This window comes from Neisseria sp. RH3002v2g (assembly GCF_014596425.2).
GTDB lineage: Bacteria > Pseudomonadota > Gammaproteobacteria > Burkholderiales > Neisseriaceae > Neisseria.
On the sequence record NZ_CP110721.1, the window covers coordinates 1,092,510 to 1,112,679 of the forward strand.

General features: G+C 51.5%; 17 protein-coding genes. 9 read left to right on the forward strand and 8 right to left on the reverse strand.

Annotated elements, in window-relative coordinates; translation table 11 throughout:
* Positions 1-65: 65 nt before the first annotated feature.
* The 3 genes from BBP27_RS05255 to BBP27_RS05265 all read right to left on the reverse strand — a co-directional run bounded on the left by BBP27_RS05255 (position 66) and on the right by BBP27_RS05265 (position 3,179).
* Positions 66-1,316 carry a glutamate-5-semialdehyde dehydrogenase gene (locus BBP27_RS05255; RefSeq protein ID WP_188211281.1) on the reverse strand — a complete coding sequence of 417 codons (1,251 nt, stop codon included), beginning with the start codon at positions 1,314-1,316 and terminating at the stop codon, positions 66-68.
* 9 nt (positions 1,317-1,325) lie between these two features.
* Positions 1,326-2,129: a glutamate 5-kinase gene (proB, locus tag BBP27_RS05260; RefSeq protein ID WP_222570419.1), complete on the reverse strand. Its 804-nt coding sequence runs from the start codon at positions 2,127-2,129 to the stop codon at positions 1,326-1,328.
* Between the two features lie 264 nt (positions 2,130-2,393).
* Complete coding sequence (locus BBP27_RS05265) at positions 2,394-3,179, reverse strand: inositol monophosphatase family protein (RefSeq protein WP_188211280.1); 786 nt, start codon at positions 3,177-3,179, stop codon at positions 2,394-2,396.
* Positions 3,180-3,354: 175 nt separating this feature from the next.
* On the opposite strand from BBP27_RS05265, the gene BBP27_RS05270 reads away from it, so the two are divergent.
* The 6 genes from BBP27_RS05270 to BBP27_RS05295 all read left to right on the forward strand — a co-directional run bounded on the left by BBP27_RS05270 (position 3,355) and on the right by BBP27_RS05295 (position 11,480).
* Positions 3,355-4,170, forward strand: coding sequence for an RNA methyltransferase (locus tag BBP27_RS05270; protein ID WP_188211279.1), 816 nt, complete (start codon positions 3,355-3,357; stop codon positions 4,168-4,170).
* Between the two features lie 39 nt (positions 4,171-4,209).
* The gene (locus BBP27_RS05275) at positions 4,210-5,079 is read left to right on the forward strand and encodes a DUF1853 family protein (protein ID WP_188211278.1); all 870 of its coding nucleotides are present in this window, start codon (positions 4,210-4,212) and stop codon (positions 5,077-5,079) included.
* Between the two features lie 36 nt (positions 5,080-5,115).
* Positions 5,116-6,375, forward strand: coding sequence for an RsmB/NOP family class I SAM-dependent RNA methyltransferase (locus BBP27_RS05280; RefSeq protein WP_188211277.1), 1,260 nt, complete (start codon positions 5,116-5,118; stop codon positions 6,373-6,375).
* A gap of 264 nt (positions 6,376-6,639) precedes the next feature.
* Positions 6,640-7,908, forward strand: coding sequence for a TolC family protein (locus tag BBP27_RS05285; protein WP_419150070.1), 1,269 nt, complete (start codon positions 6,640-6,642; stop codon positions 7,906-7,908).
* A 43-nt stretch (positions 7,909-7,951) separates the two neighbouring features.
* On the forward strand, positions 7,952-10,162 hold the full coding sequence (locus BBP27_RS05290) for a type I secretion system permease/ATPase (protein WP_188211276.1): 2,211 nt from the start codon (positions 7,952-7,954) through the stop codon (positions 10,160-10,162).
* An 88-nt stretch (positions 10,163-10,250) separates the two neighbouring features.
* Entirely contained in the window at positions 10,251-11,480 is a 1,230-nt protein-coding gene (locus BBP27_RS05295) for an HlyD family type I secretion periplasmic adaptor subunit (protein ID WP_036490248.1), read from the forward strand.
* An 84-nt stretch (positions 11,481-11,564) separates the two neighbouring features.
* On the opposite strand, the gene prfH is transcribed toward BBP27_RS05295, so the two are convergent.
* The 3 genes from prfH to pheA form a co-directional block, all read right to left on the reverse strand.
* Positions 11,565-12,203, reverse strand: a complete 639-nt coding sequence (gene prfH / locus BBP27_RS05300) for a peptide chain release factor H (RefSeq protein WP_188211275.1) — start codon at positions 12,201-12,203, stop codon at positions 11,565-11,567.
* Between the two features lie 2 nt (positions 12,204-12,205).
* Positions 12,206-13,339, reverse strand: a complete 1,134-nt coding sequence (locus BBP27_RS05305) for an RNA ligase RtcB family protein (protein ID WP_188211274.1) — start codon at positions 13,337-13,339, stop codon at positions 12,206-12,208.
* Positions 13,340-13,736: 397 nt separating this feature from the next.
* Positions 13,737-14,825 (reverse strand): prephenate dehydratase, encoded by a 1,089-nt coding sequence (gene pheA, locus BBP27_RS05310; protein ID WP_188211273.1) that lies wholly within the window; start codon positions 14,823-14,825, stop codon positions 13,737-13,739.
* Between the two features lie 171 nt (positions 14,826-14,996).
* Between pheA and tsaE the strand changes: the two genes are divergently transcribed.
* Together tsaE and BBP27_RS05320 are read left to right on the forward strand one after the other, a co-directional pair.
* Positions 14,997-15,467: a tRNA (adenosine(37)-N6)-threonylcarbamoyltransferase complex ATPase subunit type 1 TsaE gene (gene tsaE / locus BBP27_RS05315; protein WP_070823504.1), complete on the forward strand. Its 471-nt coding sequence runs from the start codon at positions 14,997-14,999 to the stop codon at positions 15,465-15,467.
* The gene (locus tag BBP27_RS05320) at positions 15,455-16,699 is read left to right on the forward strand and encodes an N-acetylmuramoyl-L-alanine amidase (protein ID WP_188211272.1); all 1,245 of its coding nucleotides are present in this window, start codon (positions 15,455-15,457) and stop codon (positions 16,697-16,699) included. The genes tsaE and BBP27_RS05320 overlap by 13 nt, the downstream gene beginning before the upstream one ends.
* 65 nt (positions 16,700-16,764) lie before the next feature.
* On the opposite strand, the gene BBP27_RS05325 is transcribed toward BBP27_RS05320, so the two are convergent.
* Positions 16,765-17,376 carry a DUF4230 domain-containing protein gene (locus tag BBP27_RS05325; RefSeq protein WP_188211271.1) on the reverse strand — a complete coding sequence of 204 codons (612 nt, stop codon included), beginning with the start codon at positions 17,374-17,376 and terminating at the stop codon, positions 16,765-16,767.
* 190 nt (positions 17,377-17,566) lie between these two features.
* Between BBP27_RS05325 and ribBA the strand changes: the two genes are divergently transcribed.
* Positions 17,567-18,907 carry a bifunctional 3,4-dihydroxy-2-butanone-4-phosphate synthase/GTP cyclohydrolase II gene (ribBA, locus tag BBP27_RS05330; protein ID WP_003746015.1) on the forward strand — a complete coding sequence of 447 codons (1,341 nt, stop codon included), beginning with the start codon at positions 17,567-17,569 and terminating at the stop codon, positions 18,905-18,907.
* A gap of 178 nt (positions 18,908-19,085) precedes the next feature.
* On the opposite strand, the gene BBP27_RS05335 is transcribed toward ribBA, so the two are convergent.
* Positions 19,086-20,036, reverse strand: coding sequence for an IS110 family RNA-guided transposase (locus BBP27_RS05335; RefSeq protein WP_188211317.1), 951 nt, complete (start codon positions 20,034-20,036; stop codon positions 19,086-19,088).
* Positions 20,037-20,170 lie beyond the last annotated feature (134 nt).

A 20,170-nucleotide genomic window follows, 5' to 3' on the forward strand; every position in this document is an offset into this window, starting at 1 on the left:
GGTTGTTCGGGGAAAATCAAATTTCCCGCCATTATACGCAAATTGATGAAGTTGAGGGGCGTTTATCAACGTCGGATCTGACCGTTGCCGTTAATGTAGAACTTGGTCGAAGTCAGCGCTTCCAAACCCATCGGGCCGCGGGCGTGCATCTTTTGGGTGGAAATCCCGATTTCCGCACCCAATCCGAACACAAAGCCGTCGGTAAACCGAGTGGACGCATTGACATAAACCGCCGCCGCATCAATGCTTTCTTGGAAAAACTCGGCATGGGCAATGCTTTGGGTCACAATCGCTTCCGAGTGATGCGTCGTATGGTCGTTAATCCAATCGACGGCTTCTTCCACTGATTTCACTGTTTTGACCGACATAATATAGTCAAGAAACTCGGTACTGTAATCTTCCTCGGTTGCCAAAACAGCATTTTGAAACATACGCAATGCCTCCTGATCGGCTCTAAATTCGACCGGATGCACTTTGGAAACGGCTTCTTCCAATTTGGGCAAAAACGCTTCCGCTATCTTTTCATGAACAACCAAAGACTCCGCGGCATTACACACGCTCGGACGCTGCGTTTTGGCGTTCACGACAATATCGACCGCCATCTCCAAATCGGCGCTGTCATCGACATAAATATGGCAATTGCCGACTCCAGTTTCAATGACGGGAACTTTCGATTTCTCTTTCACCGTCTGAATCAAGCGCGCGCCGCCGCGCGGAATCAGTACATCAATATAATCAACCGCCTGCATCAATTCCTCGGCAGCGGCATGACTGGTATCTTCAACCAGCTGCACCACATCGGCATCCATTCCCGCTTGTACCAAAGTCTGCCTGATGACGGCAATCAATGCGGTATTGGAATAAATGGCATCGCGGCCGCCGCGCAAAATAATGGCATTGCCGGTTTTAAAGGCCAAAGAAAACGCATCGACCGAAACATTCGGGCGGCTTTCAAAAATCATGGCGACCACACCCAAAGGCACGCGTTTTTGAACTATCTTCAAACCGTCCAAATTGGTATAGCCGCGGACAACCTGCCCAATCGGGTCCTGCAAATCGGCAACCTGCCCAACGCCTTCCGCAATGCCTTTGATGCGTTCGTGATTCAAACGCAGCCTGTCAAGCATAATGTCCGAAATGCCGTTTTCTTTTGCAGCGGCCAAATCGCGGGCATTTTCTGCCAAAATCACCTCAGCCTGTTCAACCAACGCCGTTGCGACCTGACGCAGCAGATTGTTTTTTTCTACGCTTCCCAAGCTGATTAACGTTTTGCTGGCTTTTTGGGCATTCTTGCCCAACTGTTCGATATAGCTCATCAAACCTCCCTATTTCTCTTGTGCAAACCACGTTCCGATAGGCGCGCCATCTAAAACCTGAAGAATATCGCGCGGATTGGCGCTGTTCATCAACACCATCTGGCCGTGATGTTCAAACATCATCTGCGCGCTCTTAATCTTACTGAGCATGCCGCCCGTACCAAACTTACTGCCCGAGCCGCCGGCAGAAGCAATAATTTCTTCGGTAATATCGGCCACATGGCTGAGCAGCTTGGCATCGGCGTGAACGGCCGGATTTTTATCAAACAAACCGTCGATATCGGACAACATAATCAGCAAATCGGCTTTAACGATTTTCGCCACGACTGCCGACAAACGGTCGTTATCGCCAAATTTGGTCGCATGATCCATCTCGTCCACGCTGACCGCGTCATTCTCATTGACAATAGGGATGACACCGATGGAAAGCAGGGATTCAAAAGCATTGGTAACGTTTGCCAAACTTTCCGGATATTCGACCACATCGCGCGTCAGCAGGATTTGCGATACCGTCATCCGATAATGGGAAAAAATCTGCGAGTAAAGGCTCATCATGGCCACTTGGCCGACGCTGGAAACAGCCTGCTGCTGCGCCATTTCCGCCGGACGTTTTTCCATGTTAAGGACATTCAGCCCAAAGCCCATCGCGCCGGAAGACACCAGCACAATTTCTTTGCCCTTTCCAACCAAGCTGGAAATGACAAAGGCCAGTTGGTCGATTTTTGCCAAATTGATTTTACCGTTTGGCAACACCAAAGAGCTGGTTCCAATCTTAATGACAATGCGTTTTACTGCTTCAAAATCTCGTTTCATTATTCTCCTCTGCTTTCTATTTTTATGATTGCACGCGGCATTATTTCAGCCAAGCCAATCCACATCATAACTGCGAAGCAATAGAAAATACAGACAAAATTAAAAAGTGCCCCCTTCAAAAGCCATATTTTCAGCTTTTACACGAATCCGTTAACAACAAAACAAAAGGCCGTCTGAAACCCTATTTCAGGTTTCAGACGGCCTTTTACCGATTATTGAAACTCTAGTCTGCAAAGATAAATACAGACCGTTCCCTACAATCGCTTATTGATGGTCGGAAATAATTTTCAGCATTTGCGCCAATACTTTAGGATTGGCCGCAACGATGTCGCCGCTTTCCAACCAGCCTTCATCGCCGGACATATCGGTAACGATACCGCCTGCTTCTTGGACAATCAATGCACCGGCGGCAATATCCCAAGGTTTGAGATTAAACTCAAAGAAACCGTCCAAACGGCCGGCCGCAACGGCACACAAATCCAAAGAAGCCGCGCCTTCACGACGGCCGCCGGCGGTTTTTGCCAAGAAGTCTTTCAAAATCGCCAGATACTTGTCCATCATGCTTTGATCGACAACAGGGAAGCCGGTGCCGATCAGGCAGCGGTTCAATTCGATGCGGTTGGAAACGCGGATGCGGCGGTCGTTGAGCAACGCGCCTTTGCCACGGGAAGCCATATATACGTCGTTGCGCTCAGGTGCGTACACCAAAGCTTCTTGCAACACGCCTTTGTGCAGGAGTGCCATAGAGATAGCGTATTGAGGATGGCCGTGGAGGAAGTTGGTTGTGCCGTCGAGCGGATCGATAATCCATTCGTACTCGGCGGTGGCTTTACCGTGGGAGCTGCCTTCTTCGCAAGTGATTTTGTGATGCGGATAGGCTTCTTTGAGCGCTTCTACCAAAATCATTTCAGAGCTGCGGTCAACATCGGAAACGAAGTCGTTGAATGCTTTACTGTCTACTTTGACGGCATCCAGATTGCCGGCGGCGCGAATCATCATTTGCCCTGCTTTACGGGCGGCTTTGAAAGCGGTATTTAAAAACGGATTCATGGTTTTCTTCCTAATTCAGGTAAAATACGCCCTAATGCGCCGAACAAGGCACACAAGAGGCTGTTAATCGTTTCCGATGCTGTTAAAGAACATTTCAGACGGCATGGAAAAAGGCCGTCTGAAAACAAAAAGATGGCGCATTATACCTGATTCCCGTACAAACAGAAAACAAAACATGACTTCCGAAAAACCCGCCCTGCCCGCTTATCTGGACAACATCCGCATCATCCTCACGCGCACCAGCCATCCTTCCAATATCGGCTCCGCCGCGCGCGCCATGAAAACAATGGGCCTGCACAAACTGACCATCGTCGCCCCTAATCTGATGGCAACGCCGATGACGGAAAATCCGCCCGTGTTCGACCCGGATCATCCGCAATCGTTTAAATTACCGGAGGAAAGTTTCATCCTCGCTTCCGGCGCGGCAGACGTTTTGGAAAATGCCACCATTGCCGCTTCTTTGGACGAAGCCCTTGCCGACACCACCATCGCCTGCGCCCTGACCAGCCGCCGCCGCGAAATTACTGCGCCGCTGCAAACCCCGCGCGAGTTAGTACCCGAATTACTGCAGGCCGCCAACCGCGGCGAGAAAGTGGCGCTGGTCTTCGGCAACGAAACGTTCGGTTTGAGCATCGAAGAAGTCCAAGCCTGCAACCGACTGATGACCATCAACGGCAACCCCGACTATTTCTCGCTCAACCTCGCCCAAGCCGTGCAGGTCGTGTGCTACGAAATCTTCAGCCAAACCGATTCGCCCATGACCCATCTTCAACAGGAAGACCACGCCGCGACCCATGAGCAAATCAAAGGCATGGTCGCCCACATGGAAAGCGTGATGAACGACATCGGCTTTTTCAACCGCCGCAACGGCGAACGCCTGATGCGCCGTATGCAGAGCCTGTTCGGCCGCGCCAATACACAAACCGAAGACATCGACATCCTGCGCGGTTTTTTCAATACCGTCAGCCACCGTATCCATAAAAAAGACTGATTAAGGCCGTCTGAAAACATTTACAGCTTTTCAGACGGCATGACTGATATTCGGATAAGCATGAATTACGCCCTAGACGCATTATGGTGGAAACTCACCAGCCAACCCGTCCGCGACCTAGCCTCGCTGCTGACTGCGCCGCCTTTGTGGCAAAGCGGTTGCGAATTGAGCGTGCGCGAACTATTGGGGGAACACGGTTTCCGTTACCTTTTAGCATTGGACGCCGATCCCGCGCCGTTGACGGATTATCTTGACCAACGCGCCCCGTTCGGCCACCGTCTCGGCATTTATGCCGAAGAGTTGCTGGCATTTTGGTTTGCCAACGCGCTGCACGCCAAACTGCACGCATACAATCTGCCCGTTTTTTCAGACGGCCAAACTTTAGGCGCCGCGGATTTTGTCGTTTCCCTCAACCAACAGCCCTACCATATCGAGCTGGCGTGTAAATACTACGGCGGAGACCAAGTGCAAAACCTGCGCGGCCTCAATCCTAAAGACACGCTGACGGACAAAGCCGCCAAATTGGTGCAACAATCCCAGCTGCTGCATACGCCGCAAGGCAAAGCGACCTTAACTGCACAAGACCTGCCGGGAAATCCGCTCCCTGCTTCCATTGTGCGCGGCATCGGATTTTTTCCACAAGGTTTCCATGCTTTTGAGCCGCCGCTTAATCCATACGGCTGGCGCGGCGTCTATATTCAAGACTGGGCGGAATACGGGTTTGAACGCCAAGAAGCGCGCTACCACCTGCTCAACCGCATGGCCTATCTTGCACCTGCGCGTGTTGCCGAAACCGAAACATTGAACGAAACCGAAATCCGCCGTATCGACCAAGGCTTGATTGCCGTTTTGGAATTACGGCCGGACGGCTTTTGGCACGAAATCGAACGCATCATGAAGGCCGTCTGAAACCCTTTACTAACTTTAAGAGAAACCCATTACATCATGAACGCCGCACAACTCGACCATACCGCCAAAGTTTTGGCTGAAATGCTGACTTTCAAACAGCCTTCCGATGCCGTCCTCTCCGCCTACTTCCGCGAACACAAAAAACTCGGCCGCCAAGACCGCCACGAAATCGCCGAAACTGCCTTCGCCGCGCTGCGCCACTATCAAAAAATCAGCACCGCCCTGCGCCGTCCGCACGCGCAGCCGCGCAAAGCCGCACTCGCCGCACTGGTTCTCGGCAGAAGCACCAACATCAGCCAAATCAAAGACCTGCTTGATGAAGAAGAAACAGCGTTCCTCGGCAATTTGAAAGCCCGTAAAACCGAGTTTTCAGACGGCCTGAATACCGCCGCAGAATTGCCGCAATGGCTGGTGGAACAACTACAACAGCATTGGAGCAAAGAAGAAATTCTCGCCTTCGGCCGCAGCATCAACCAACCTGCCCCGCTCGACATCCGCGTCAATACCTTGAAAGGCAAACGAGATAAAATATTACCATTGTTGCAGGCTGAAAGTGCCGATGCAGAGGCAACGCCTTATTCGCCTTGGGGCATCCGCCTAAAAAACAAAATCGCGCTTAACAAACACGAACTTTTTTTGGACGGCACGCTGGAAGTCCAAGACGAAGGCAGCCAGCTGCTTGCCTTATTGGTGGGTGCAAAACGCGGCGAAATCATTGTCGATTTCTGTGCCGGCGCCGGCGGTAAAACCTTGGCTGTCGGCGCGCAAATGGCCAACAAAGGGAGAATCTACGCCTTCGACATCGCCGAAAAACGCCTTGCCAACCTCAAACCGCGCATGACCCGTGCCGGACTGACCAACATCCACCCCGAACGCATCAGCAGCGAACACGATACCCGTATCGCCCGACTGGCAGGCAAAGCCGACCGCGTGTTGGTGGACGCGCCCTGCTCCGGTTTGGGTACTTTACGCCGCAATCCCGACCTCAAATACCGCCAATCCGCCGAGACCGTAGCCAACCTTTTGGAACAGCAACACAGCATCCTCGATGCCGCCTCCAAACTGGTGAAACCACAAGGCCGCTTGGTGTACGCCACCTGCAGCGTATTGCCGGAAGAAAACGAGCAACAGGTCGAACGTTTCCTGTCCGAACATCCCGAGTTTGAACTCGTCAATTGCGCCGAGCTGCTGCAAAGCCTGAAGGTCGATTTGGATACCGGCAAATACCTGCGCCTCAACTCCGGAGAACACCAAACCGACGGCTTCTTCGCCGCCGTATTGCAACGTAAGGATTAAGGTTGAAAAAGGCCGTCTGAATTCCTTTCAGACGGCCTTATCGATAGCTTTCTTACATTAAAACCATAAATTACGATAGTCGCGCTTTGCAATAATATACTTTGAGGCCTGTATCTCGACCTTTTATCAGAATATTGTGAAAAGCTGGAAAAAATGCTTTATGCTTTGTAAATGTATGTGTTCTCGTTCAAAATTCGCCCGGCCATGCCTCAAGCGATACCCGATACGGACAACGATAATATATAAATCATTTGGTTAAAAATCATGTCGCATATTTATTCTTCCCCCACAAAGCCCCGTTTATTGTCATCGGCTGTTGCCGTCGCCTGCTGTCTGCTGCCGTTTCAGACGGCCTCTGCATACAGCCTGCAAGACATCCTCAGGGATGCTTTAATCAGCGACCCGATTGTGCGAGAAGCCAAGGCTACCCAAGAAGCAGCGCAAAGCACAACCAAAGCCACGCGTGCGCGCCATTACCCCGTTGTTACCCTGACCGGTACCAAAGTACTGGCACAACACAATAAATACACCAGCAACGATATGGAAGACGGCGTCGGCGTACGCGGCAGCCTGAACATCTATTCATGGGGCGCGATTGAAGCCGCCGTCCGCCGCGACCGCAGCCGCGAAGAATACTATCAACACAAATACACCGAAAGCCAAGAGCAGCTGGGAAGCGATATCGGCCGCCTCTATCTGAGCGCATTGCGTGCAAAAGAAACCCTGATTCTTAACGAGCAGACTTTGGCGCGCCACAACAACCTCTTAAAAGACTTAAATACCATCGTCAAATATGATGCCGGCCGCCGTTCCGAGTTGATTGAAGCGCGCGCGCGCCAACTACAAGTGGCCAACATCATTGCCCAACAACGCCGCACCATGGATTTGGCTCTGAGCCGTCTGTCCCGCTACACCTCGCGCCAACTGACTGCTAACGATTTGGAAGATCCGTTTAAAAACGACACGGCAAAATCCATCAGCGAACGCTTCAGCAGCCCCAATCGCAACAATAATCCGTCCTATCAGGCGCAGTTGGCCGAGCGCGACAGCGTCCGTGCCGACTTGGACGCCTCCAAAGCCGAACGGCTGCCTGCCCTCAATTTGGAAGGCAGTGCAACGCGCAACACCAAACAGCTTTATTTAAATGTTGCATGGAATGTGCTGGATATTGCCGCCCGACACAATGTAGAGCGTAATGCCAAATCATTGATTGCCGCAGAAGCCAAATCCGAACAAATCCTGCGCGATATGAACGAACGTATCCAAACGTCGGCCATCGATATGCAGGAAAGCGAGCAGCGTGCCGCACTGACGGCGCAACACATCGCCGCCCAAAAAGAAGTCATCAAAGTGTACGAATTGCAGTTTAAAATTGCCCGACGCACGCTGACCGACGTTTTGAGCGCATACAGCGAGTTATCCTCCATCGAACAGGATTACGTTGCCGCACGCAACGATTTCCGCGATGCGGCGCTCGACTATTTAAATACCCAGGCCAAAATCTCCGCTTGGGTCGGTTTGGCGCAAAAATAAAGCCATATCCGCCGGTTAAACCAAAAACATTACGCGAAAAAATATGAAAGCCATCATTGAACACATCGTTTTAGTGACCCGCCTTTTGGGTGCGCCCGTATCCGAAGCCGCTTTGTCCGCCGAAGTCGTGCGCGACAAAAAGCTCAAGGTCAACTATCACTCGCTGGTCGAAGTCCTGCGCAGCCACGGCTTTGAAAACACCTTGTCCAAACGCAATCTGGAAGACATCCCCTCGCTCGCCGTGCCGGTCATGATTATCCTGCACAACGAAGAGGCCGCGGTCATCACCAAAATCGAAGGCTCAGGACAAGAGCGCAAATACCATATCCGCCAGGTTGACGGTTTGGAACAGGAACTCAGCCACGAGCAGCTCTCCGGTCTGTATTTGGGCTACTGCTGGTTTATCAAACCCAAAATGGCTACCGATATGCGCTCGGAGCTGCCTGAATACCATTTGCCCAAAGCATGGTTTTGGAAAGTCATTTGGCGCTTCCGCAGCTACTACTACCAGGTCATCTTGGCCACCATCATCATTAACTTCCTTGCGCTCGTCAGCTCCCTGTATGTGATGAACGTGTACGACCGCGTGATTCCCAACCAAGCCTATGAAACCTTATGGGTATTGAGTATCGGCGTGGTATTGGCGATTTTGTTTGAGTTTGCCGCCAAGATGATTCGCGGCCACTTAACCGATATTGCCGGTAAAAAAGCCGACCTGATCATCAGCTCCGCCCTATTTCGCCGCGTGATGGCATTGCGTCTGGCAGACCGTCCCGCTTCTTCCGGTTCATACGCCAGCAACCTGCGCGAATTTGAAGCCGTGCGCGAATTCATGACTAGTGCCAGCTTGTTGACCATCGTCGATTTGCCTTTCCTGTTGCTGTTTATCTTCGTGATTTCCATGGTTGGCGGCAAACTGGCACTTGTTCCCCTGACCATCATTCCGATTGTCGTGATTGTCGGTTTTGTCGTACAACGCCCGCTCTCGCGCCACATCAACGAATCGATGAAAGAAGGTTCGCAACGCTCCGGCCTTGCCGTTGAAGCCATCGAAGGCATCGAAACCCTGAAAACCAACAACGCCACATCTTGGGCGCAACAACGTTGGGACGAATACACTGCCAAAACTTCCGCTTCCTCCATCAAAGTCAAAGACACCAGCAACTTCATGGTCAACTTCGCCGTCGCCATGCAGCAGCTCAATACCGTCTTTTTGGTCGTCGTCGGCACCTATCTGATTCATGCCGACAATCATGCAGAACGCATCACCATGGGTGCATTGATTGCCTCCGTGATTCTGTCCGGCCGCGCTTTGGCGCCATTGGCACAAATCGCCGGTTTGGCCACCCGCTTCCAACAAGCCAAACTTGCCCTCAAAGGCGTAAACGACATCGTTACCCGCCCTATCGAGCGCAATCCGGAACGCAAATACATTACTTTGGACAACGTTCAAGGCAATATTACCTTTGAAAACGTATCGTTCAAATATCAAGCCGACAACAACAGCGCCGTCGAAGATTTGCGCCTGACCATCAAACCGGGTGAAAAAGTCGGTATTTTGGGCCGTATCGGCAGCGGTAAAAGCACCATGCTCAAACTGGCCAGCGGTCTGTACGACACTGAAAAAGGCAACGTTACCCTTGACGGCGTCGATATGCGCCAACTTGACCCCAACTTCCTGCGCGATCAAGTCCTACTGTTGAGCCAATCGCCACGCCTGTTCCTCGGCACATTGCGTGAAAACATGGATTTGGCGCGTACCGGCAGCTACTCTACCGACCAAGACCTGCTGATTGCGCTCAACCGCTTCGGCCTTGACAAAATCATCCGCAACCATCCGCGCGGTTTGGATATGCCTTTAGGTGAAGACGGCTTGGGCTTGTCCGGCGGTCAAAAACAAATCATCGCCCTGGCACGCATGACCTTGCGCAATCCGAAAGTCGTCCTGCTGGACGAGCCGACCACCAGCCTGGACCAGGCTACCGAACGCATGGCGCTCAATGCCATCGCCCAATGGGGTCGCAACCGCACCATGCTTTTGGTAACCCACCGTCCGCAAGTGCTGCAAATCGTCAACCGCATCATTGTCATGGACAATGGTAAAGTCGTGATGGACGGCCCGCGTGACCTGGTATTGCAAAAACTCATGCAAAACGAACAGGCCAAAGCAGCCAACGTCAAACAACAACAGCAACAAGCTGTCAACGCCAAACAGCAACAACAAGCCGCCCCCCCTCAATCGGCAGCACAATAAAGCAAAAGGCCGTCTGAAACCTGCTTACCCTTTCAGACGGCCTGCCCTAATGGTTAAAATCCACCAAACACAATAAAGACACACGATTATGAGCCGCGAAAACAACGTCAAATCCAAAGACCTACACCTCATCAACGACCTCAACGCCGCCCTTCAAAAAGAAAAACACAGCGGTCAATTTTGGGTCATCATCCTTTTCTTCATTTTCCTGGTTGTCTTCGTTATTTGGGCTTACAACAGCCCGGTCGAAGAAGTGACCCGCGGCAACGGCAATATCATTCCCAGCAGCCGTGAGCAAGTGATTCAAAGCCTTGACCCCGGCATCGTAACCGAAATCATGGTTAAAGAAGGCGATATGGTCGAGAAAGATCAGATTCTGATGAAACTCGACGACACGCGCAGCTCCGCCGTTTTGCGTGAAAGCGAAGCCAAAGTCGAAAACCTCGAAGCCACCGTTGCCCGCCTGAAAGCCGAGGCCTACGGCACCAAGCTCTCCTTCCCTGACAGCGTGGGTCCCGAGCTTCGCCGTCGCGAAATCGCCGCCTACAAAGCACGCCGTCAAGCCATGACCGATGCCGTCAGCGGCCTTTCCCAAAGCAAGGCTGCGCTTGACCGCGAAATCGCTATTACCGCCCCCATGGTTGCCGAAGGTGTGGTTTCCGAAGTCGAACTCTTAAGAATGCGCCGTGAGTCTGCCGACTTGGCCACCCAAATTTCCGAGCGCCGCAACCGCTACAAAGCCGATGCCAACAACGAACTTTTGCAAGCCGAATCCGAGCTGGCGCAATCCAAAGAAAACGTTGCCATGCGCGCCGACCCGGTTGAACGCTCGCAAATCCGCGCACCTATGCGCGGCATCGTCAAAGGCATAAAAGTCACCACCATCGGCGGCGTTGTGAACGCAGGCGAAGACATTATGCAAATCGTCCCGGTTGACGACAAACTGCTGGTCGAAGCCTATATCCGCCCGCAAGACATCGCCTTTATCCGCACAGGCCAACCTGCATTGGTTAAAGTCAGCGCATACGACTACTCCATCTACGGCGGCTTGGAAGGCAAAGTTACCCTCGTTGGCGCCGATACCGTCAGCAATTCCATGCAAAACCGTGCCAATGACCTGAAACTCGACCCGAACCAAGTCTATTACCGCGTTCTCGTCCAAACCGAAAACAACTCCCTGAAAGACAAAAACGGCAAACCTATGCCGATTATTCCGGGCATGGTCGCAACGGTGGACATCAAAACCGGCGAGAAAACCATCTTCCAATACCTGATCAAGCCGATTACGCGCATGAAACAAGCGTTAAGCGAACGCTAATCGATAAACCAATAAAAGGCCGTCTGAAAATTTTCAGACGGCCTTTTATTTATGTTTTAAATACCTCCTTATCCGGCAGGCAAATTACTTCTCCTTAAAAGCAGTACCGACAAACATTCTTTTCGGATTGCCGCGCTCAACTTGATAGAGTTGCGCATGCTGCTCCTGCGCAAAATTTCCAGCCTGTCCGGCATGATGTTCCGCCAGCTTTTGCGCCAATAACATTACTGCCAATTTTTTATTGGCATGCTGGCTGCGTTCGCTCTCGACCCGCACGGAAATGCCGCTTTCTTTATGGGTAGCGCGGACGGCACTCTCGGTTTTATTGACGTGTTGCCCGCCTTTACCGCCCGAACGGCAGGTTTGAAACTCGATTCCGTTTTCAGACGGCATTTCATACATCTGCGGTATATCGGGCAAGCGGAAAACGCCTATATACCAATTTTTGCGCGGATGTTTCGGGCGGACGGGGCTGGGGCATACCCATTGGAGCGTCCCCTGCCAAGTTTGCGCCAAACTTTCGGCTTTCTGCCCTGCCAATTTGAGCGTCGCCGACAAAATGCCGTGCTTATCGGCGGTTTCGGTAACAAGTTCGATGTCAATGCCTTTTGCTTGGGCTTCGGCAAGCAGCTTGCCCAAGATGAAACGGGCAAATATACGGCACTCTGCCGGCCCTTGCGCGGTGGAAATTTGCAGATAAATCAATGGTGTATTCTGTTTCATCTTTACGCTCCACACTCGCCGCCGGTTTTATAAGTCAAAACAGGCTTAAACCGTGCGACCAATTCAATCAAACCTGCATTTTTCATAGCAGCAATAACGCTGTCGATGCTTTTATAAGCCTGCGGCGCTTCTTCAAAAATCAAGGCCTTATCCTGACAAACGACTACGCTGCCGAATTCGGTCTGGCGCAGGCTGTCGGCAGTGTATTTGTGCGACAGCCTGCCTTTGCATTCGCCGCGCTGCCACTTCCGACCTGCGCCGTGAGCCAAGGTATTCAACGAAATTTGGCAATCTTCGGCAGGTCGGACCAGATAGCTGTAATCGCCACGCGAGCCGGGTATCATGACCAAACCTTTATCGGTGGGCGTTGCGCCTTTTCGGTGCAGCCAACCGATTGTGCCGTCAATCTCGGTTTGTTCCAAAAAATTATGGTGGACATCGAGCAGGCATGTTCCTTCTGCGCGCCAACGGTCGAGCATTCTGGCCGCAATCAAACGGCGGTTAAGGCTGGCAAATTCCGGGGCTGCTTGGTGTTCGGCTAGATAAGCTACCGCCGCTTCGCCCTCTTCCGCCAAACCTTCATGCCCAAAGGCAGCAATATGGCGTTGCAAAATCTGCTGGCCCAATCCGCGCGAACCGCTATGTACCAACAGTTGCAGATGGTTTTCATCAAAATCGGGCGGAAGCAGATCGGCACGATAAACAGTATCAACAGTTTGCAACTCGGCAAAATGGTTGCCGCCGCCAATCGTACCGACGGCAAGGCCGTCTGAAAATTGGCGCATATCGACAGCATCGCCTAATAAATCGATCTGTTCGTCTTTGTCTAGCGGCGTATCGATGTTGCCGAGCTGTTTGGCGAGTTTGGCCGGTTTGAGTTTGGCCGCGCGTAAATCGGTCTGCCAAAATGCCATGCCGCAACCGATGTCGTTCCCAATCAGGGCAGGATAAAAATGACGGTTGCTGAAAAATGCCGCGCCAACCGGATAACCACGCCCTGCGTGTAAATCCGGCATTCCGGCAACGCGCAGCATATGCGGTAATCGGGCGGTGGTTTCAAGCTGTGCGACAGCGTTGCCTTCAATCCATGTATTTGAATCGGCAATAATTTGAATATGATGGGGATAATTGCCCATGTGTTTATGCTTTCTTTAAAACGGATAGAAACCGTCAGCAGATGACAATAAATATCCACCGTCTGCGAAATGTTCAGACGGCCTGGTTTCTAGCCGATAATCGTAGGGAAAGCAGCCCGAAGCGGGCGACATGGAATGCGAAAAGCGTTATCCGAAAATCAGACCGACGCTTGGGCTGCAAAGAATGTGATTGAGCGGATTGAAGTATTGCGTGTCATGGCTTGCTCCTTTCTTTGCATGAAAATATTAAAAACGTTCGGATTATAGAGGGTTCATTTCCAATCATGCAAACTTACTGACATTAATCTGCCAATAATGTTGCATAAATGGCAACTATTGAGAACATAATTTAGGCCGTCTGAAAAATTTTCAGACGGCCTTTGATACCCAATAATCCTTACAAAACAACGGTCGGATAAGAGCCGACAACTTTCACGAAGGAAGCGCGTTCGCCCAAAAGCTGCAAGGCTTTTTGGACATTTTCATCGCTTTGGTGGCCTTCGATGTCGATGAAGAACAGGTATTCCCACAAAACCGATTTGCTTGGGCGGCTTTCAAATTTGGTCATGGAAATGCCTAACTCGGTGAAAGGTTGCAGCAAAGCAGTAACGGCACCGGCACGGTTCGGCGCGGATACGACCAAAGAGGTTTTGTCGTTGCCGCTGCGGCCTGTGTCTTGATGGCCCATCACCAAGAAGCGCGTGGTGTTGTTCGGCTCGTCTTCGATACACTCGGCGGCAAAGCTCAACTGATAAATTTCCGCCGCGATACGTCCGGCAATGGCGGCCACATTCGGGCTGTCAGATTCGGCAACCAAACGCGCCGCTTCGGCATTGCTGGCCACGGCGATACGCTCGGCATTGGGCAGATTGCGGCCGAGCCAGTCGTTGCATTGCGCCAAGGCTTGGGCATGGGCGAAAACTTTGGTAATGCCGCTGATTTCGTGGTTATCTTTACGCAGCAGGTTGTGATGAATGCGGACAACCACTTCGCCGCAGGCTTTCAACGCGGTTACGGCCAGCAAGTCCAAAGTACGGCCCACCGAGCCTTCGGTCGAGTTTTCCACCGGTGCCACCAAATAATCGGCTTGGCGCGTTTCGACTTGTTTGAAGCAGTTGTCGATGGTGGTACACGCCATGGTGTGTGCGGCGTGGCCGAAATGTTTGATGGCGGCTTGCTGGGTAAATGTCCCCTTCGGGCCCAAATAGGCAATCGTCAGCGGACGCTCTACCGCCAAACATTCGCTCATAATCTCGCGAAACAGCCGGGTGACCGATTCATCCGGCAAGGGGCCGCGGTTCAAATCCTGAATCCGGCGCAAAACGGCTACTTCCCGTTCAGGACGGTACACCGCGCCTGTCCCTTTCAATTCGCCGATAGCATGCGCATGACCGGCGCGCTCGTTGAGCAAACGGAGGATTTCCGCATCAATGCTGTCGATGGCATTGCGGTGCGGCAATAATTGTTCGTCTATGGATGAAAGCATAAGCTGTCTCGCAATTTTGTGGGGGATATTTTGATTTTAACATTAAAGGCCGTCTGAATTCCGTTTTCAGACGGCCTCAACACTATCTTTATCTAACTTTATCGTCTATCAGGTTTGCAAACGCCTCCAATTCCATCATAATTAAGCCTTTTAAACGACAAGGCCTATTCCATGCACTCAGACGGACTGTACACCCGTTTTCTGCCCGATGAAGAAGCAACCCTGAAACTGGGTGAAGAATGGAGCAAGCAGCTTTCCGCTCCGCTGACTATCTACCTTGAAGGCGGGCTGGGTGCAGGCAAAACCACGCTGACACGCGGGATTTTGCGCGGACTGGGGCATACGGGCGCAGTCAAAAGCCCGACTTACACCATTGTCGAATCTTATCCGCTGGATACATTCACCCTCCACCATTTCGACCTCTACCGCTTTACCATGCCCGAGGAATGGGAAGATGCCGGTTTGGACGAATTGTTTGCGCCCGACAGCATCTGCCTCATCGAATGGCCGCAGCAAGGTGGGGAATTCACGCCTCCGGCAGACATTACCATTACATTGACGTACACCGATAAGGGCAGAACCTGCACCTTTTCCGCCCACACAAACCAAGGCCGAAAAAGTTTAGAATCATGGTCAAATTAACTAGAAGACACATTCTCCGTCAAGGCACAGGACTATTTCTCACCCTCACGCCCGTGGGGGCTGCATTGGCCAAACCGGCCTCTCCTGCGCAATTCCTTGCCGTCCGCATTTGGCCGGCGAACGCCTACACACGCGTTACCCTTGAGAGCAACCACCCGATGAAATACCAACATTTTATGTTGGACAACCCCAGACGGTTGGTCGTGGATATTCAAGGTGCGGAAATCAACAGTGTCCTGCAAGGCATTTCCAGCAAAGTGCTGTCTGACGACCCTTTCATCCGCAGCATCCGCGCCGGTCAAAATACGCCCAATACCGTGCGTATCGTCATCGACCTCAAACAAAGCACCCATCCGCAAGTCTTTGCGCTCGCCCCCGTCGGCAACTTCAGAAACCGCCTGGTTATCGACCTTTATCCGCACGGCGCAGATGCCAACGACCCGATGATGGCCTTGCTCAACGGCAGCGTCCCTAAACAACGTCCCAATACCAACACCGCATACGACACCCCAGCCCCTAAAAGCAACCGCGGCAGCGGCAACCGCCGCCCCGTGATCATGCTCGACCCCGGCCACGGCGGCGAAGACCCCGGGGCCATCGGACCGAGCGGCCTCAAAGAAAAAAACGTCGTACTCTCCATCGCACGCGAAACCAAAAAACGCCTCGAAGCCTTGGGTTACAACGTATTCATGACGCGCAACGAAGACATCTTCATTCCCTTGGGCATCCGCGTCGCCAAAGGCCGCGCGCGCAATGCCGACGTATTTGTTTCCATTCACGCCGATGCCTTTACCAGCCCGTCCGCACGCGGTACCGGCGTGTATATGCTCAATACCAAAGGCGCGACCAGCTCGGCGGCGAAATTCCTGGCCCAAACTCAAAACAACGCCGACGCCATCGGCGGTATTCAGACCAGCGGCAACCGCAACGTTGACAACACGATTTTAGACATGACCCAAACCGCAACCCTGCGCGACAGCCGCAAACTCGGACATTTGGTGCTGACCGAATTGGGTAAGCTCAACCAACTGCACAAAGGTCGCGTTGACGAAGCCAACTTCGCCGTCCTCCGCGCGCCGGATGTTCCGTCCATTTTGGTGGAAACCGCCTTCCTCTCCAACCCTACCGAAGAGCGGCTGCTCGGCAGCGAATCATTCCGCCAACAATGCGCCCAAGCCATTGCATCAGGCATTCAAAAATACATCAATACCGCCGTTTTACGACGCGGATAATGGCTTGATGAAACAAAGGCCGTCTGAAAAATTTTCAGACGGCCTTATCTTTTCAAGCAATCTATTTAACCGCACTTCCCTACCGCAGCCGGATAGACGGATACCTTCGTCTGCGTCAATGCAAACAGGTTTTCCAATTGCATTTGCGCCTGACGGTTGGCATGTTCCAAAATCTCAGCCTTACACGCGCTTTGCAACACCTGCCGTCTCGCCTCCTCCTGCACCGTCTTAAATACTGACTTATCCATAGGCAGCAAATTAAACGAGCCGGTCTGAATATCGTACACTTCGATATTTTCCAAATCCACGCTCAAAATTTCCACCGCCGGCAAGCTGATTAAGACCTTGTCGTCTACAATATTGACATTGTCCGCGCCTAATTTGTCCAAATCCAAACCGGCCAACACCTTGCCGCGCACAATAAAAATACCGCTTTGAGAATCCTGCCACAGCCTGCGCCAATCCCCTTTTTTCTCCGTACGGATAATCGTATCGATATAAAACGCCGTACTTTCCAAGCGGTTCATCTGCTTAATCTGCATCAAAACCCCTTCGCGGGACAAAACCTGATGTTCTTCGTTCTGACCATGCAGGGCATAAAACCAGCCGCCCACAGCCGTCAACGCACACAACACCAGCACGGCCAATCCGCGCCCAAACATTTTCATTTCAAACATCCCCCATTAAAATAATCATCAAAACATTCCCCATATTCTCCCAAAACCATCAATTTCAAGCCATATTCAGGCCGTCTGAAACAATAAATTTCATTACCAAAAAGTAATAAAAAAATCCCCACAAACAAAGTTTGCCTTTTGGTAAAGACAAGACTACAATCCATTACACACAATTCAACTTCATCCCATTATGAATACCACCGACCTGCGCCGCCACAACCTGCGGCAATGGATAACACAACACCACAACGGCCAGCAAACCAAGTTTGCCCAAGCCATCGCCATCAACCAAGGCGAGCTGTCCGCCCTGCTGAAAAACAAATCTTTCGGTGAGAAAAAAGCCCGAAAAATCGAGCAGGCAGCCAATATGCCCGACATGTGGCTGGATCAAGACCATCAAGACCGCCACGCCCCCACCATCAGCCAAGAAAGAAATACCATGTCCCACATCTCCACCATCCCCGAAATCCTAGCAGACATCAAAGCCGGCAAAATGGTCATCATCACCGATGCCGAAGACCGCGAAAACGAAGGCGACTTGCTGATGGCCGCCCAATTCGTTACCCCCGAAGCCATCAACTTCATGATCAAAAACGCACGCGGCCTGGTCTGCCTGCCGATGGACGGCGAAATGGTCGAAAAACTCGGCCTGCCCATGATGACCCAGAAAAACGGCGCACAATACGGCACCAACTTCACCGTCTCCATCGAAGCCGCCCACGGCATCACCACCGGCATTTCCGCCGCCGACCGCGCCCTGACCATTCAAACCGCCGTTTCCCCATCCGCCAAACCCGAAGACATCGTCCAACCCGGCCACATCTTCCCACTGCGCGCCCAAAAAGGCGGCGTACTCGTCCGCGCCGGACACACCGAAGCCGGTGTCGATCTGGCACAAATGAACGGCCTGATTCCCGCCGCCGTCATCTGCGAAATCATCAACGACGACGGCACCATGGCGCGTATGCCCGAACTGATGAAGTTCGCCGAAGAACACAACCTCAAAATCGGCACCATTGCCGACCTCATCGAATACCGCAGCCGTACCGAAAGCCTGCTTGAAGACATGGGCAACGCGCCCGTACAAACCCCATGGGGCGAGTTCCAACAACACGTTTACGTCGACAAACTCTCCGGCGAAACCCACCTCGCCCTTGTCAAAGGCACACCTTCCGCCGAAGAAGAAACCCTCGTCCGCGTCCACGAACCCTTCAGCGTCATGGACTTCATCCAAACCAACCCGCGCCACTCATGGTCACTGCCCAAAGCCCTTGAGCGCATCCAACAAGCCGAAAGCGGCGTCGTCATCCTCCTGCACCGCACCGAAGACGGCGCCACCCTGCTCGACCGCACCCTGCCCAAAGGCGCCAACCAAGCCTACAAATGGGACAGCAAAAGCTACGGCATAGGCGCACAAATCCTCGCCGGCCTCAACGTCAAAAAACTGCGCGTCCTCGGCCAGCCGTCATCCTTCACCGGCCTCACCGGCTTCGGCCTCGAAGTCGTCGGCTTTGAAGAAGCTGAAAAATAATCTTGCTTGATTGATTTTCAAAACAAATGAAACAAAAGATGGTATATAGCATTGTCAAATATGAATTTCGATTTATTTTATATTTAATTGTTTTTACTTAATATTTAGTTATTGCTTTTCCATCGAATGCAACAAGTCACGGCTGCTTTTACGGCAGCCGTTTTTTTGTTTGTTTTTGTTAAGCTATTTGATAGCGCATTTTTTCGAACGGCTTTTGTGTTTTATGGATGTAGTAGGCGATTTTGGCGAGTTTGCGCATCAAAGCAACAATTACGATCATTTTAGGCTTTTTAGATAAGTTTTGAACTAACTTAGGAAAGGCTTTAATTCGATAGGCGACAAGCGCGGGCATAAACAAGGCGCGTTTAAGCCGGCGGTGACCGTAGCGGCTTAATCTGCCTTTTTTATTTACGCTGGTTCCTGATTGTTCAATGCGCGGACTTAATCCGGCGAATGATACGAATTTGTTGGCCGTCTTAAATTGTTTGTCTGTGAGATGATTGAGCAGGATTGCAGCGGTATCTTTGCCTATACCGGGAATTGTTTGCAGATTTTTGTAATGCGTATTCAGGCTATCTTGTTGCTGAATCATGAGGTCTATTCGCTTGGCCGTTTGGTCTATCTGTTTGGCCAAGAGCAATATGATTGCTTCGTGTGTGGCACGAATAAAAGTATCTTTTGCGGCGTGCAGTCTGTTTTGACTTTCGTTTTGCTGTTGTTTGAGTTGCTGGAGCAGGCTTATCAGTTTATACAGAGTTGGGTTTTCAGACGGCTTGAACGGCGTAAGTTTGTCTAAATGGCGTTTTGTGTATTCTGCTATCAGCCTTGAATCGGCTTTGTCGGTTTTTGTATGGCTGAACTGGCTTTTTGAGTATTCTTTAATTTTCAGAGGATTTATAACGAAGACTTGATAAATTGCACTGAAATAGTCAGCAGCTTCTTCGTAATAAATGCCGGTTGCTTCCATGCTGATACTGATTTTGCGGATACGTTTGGATCGTATCCAGTCATTTAGTTTTTCGAAACCTTCGCAGGCATTGGCTATTTTAATATAGTCTACTTGGCCGCTGTTTCTAAGCAAAGTTACGTCTATGGTGTCTTTGGAAATATCGAATCCTATTACATTCATTGCATTTTCCTTATGATTCAGCCTGTTTGCACGGCTATGATGGTATTCAATCTTTAGGATAAATGGGCGATTCGGCATTTCTTTTGTGCAGCTTTTTGCTTTGGCCGTTTTACTGCCTAAACCGCCCAGGCTTT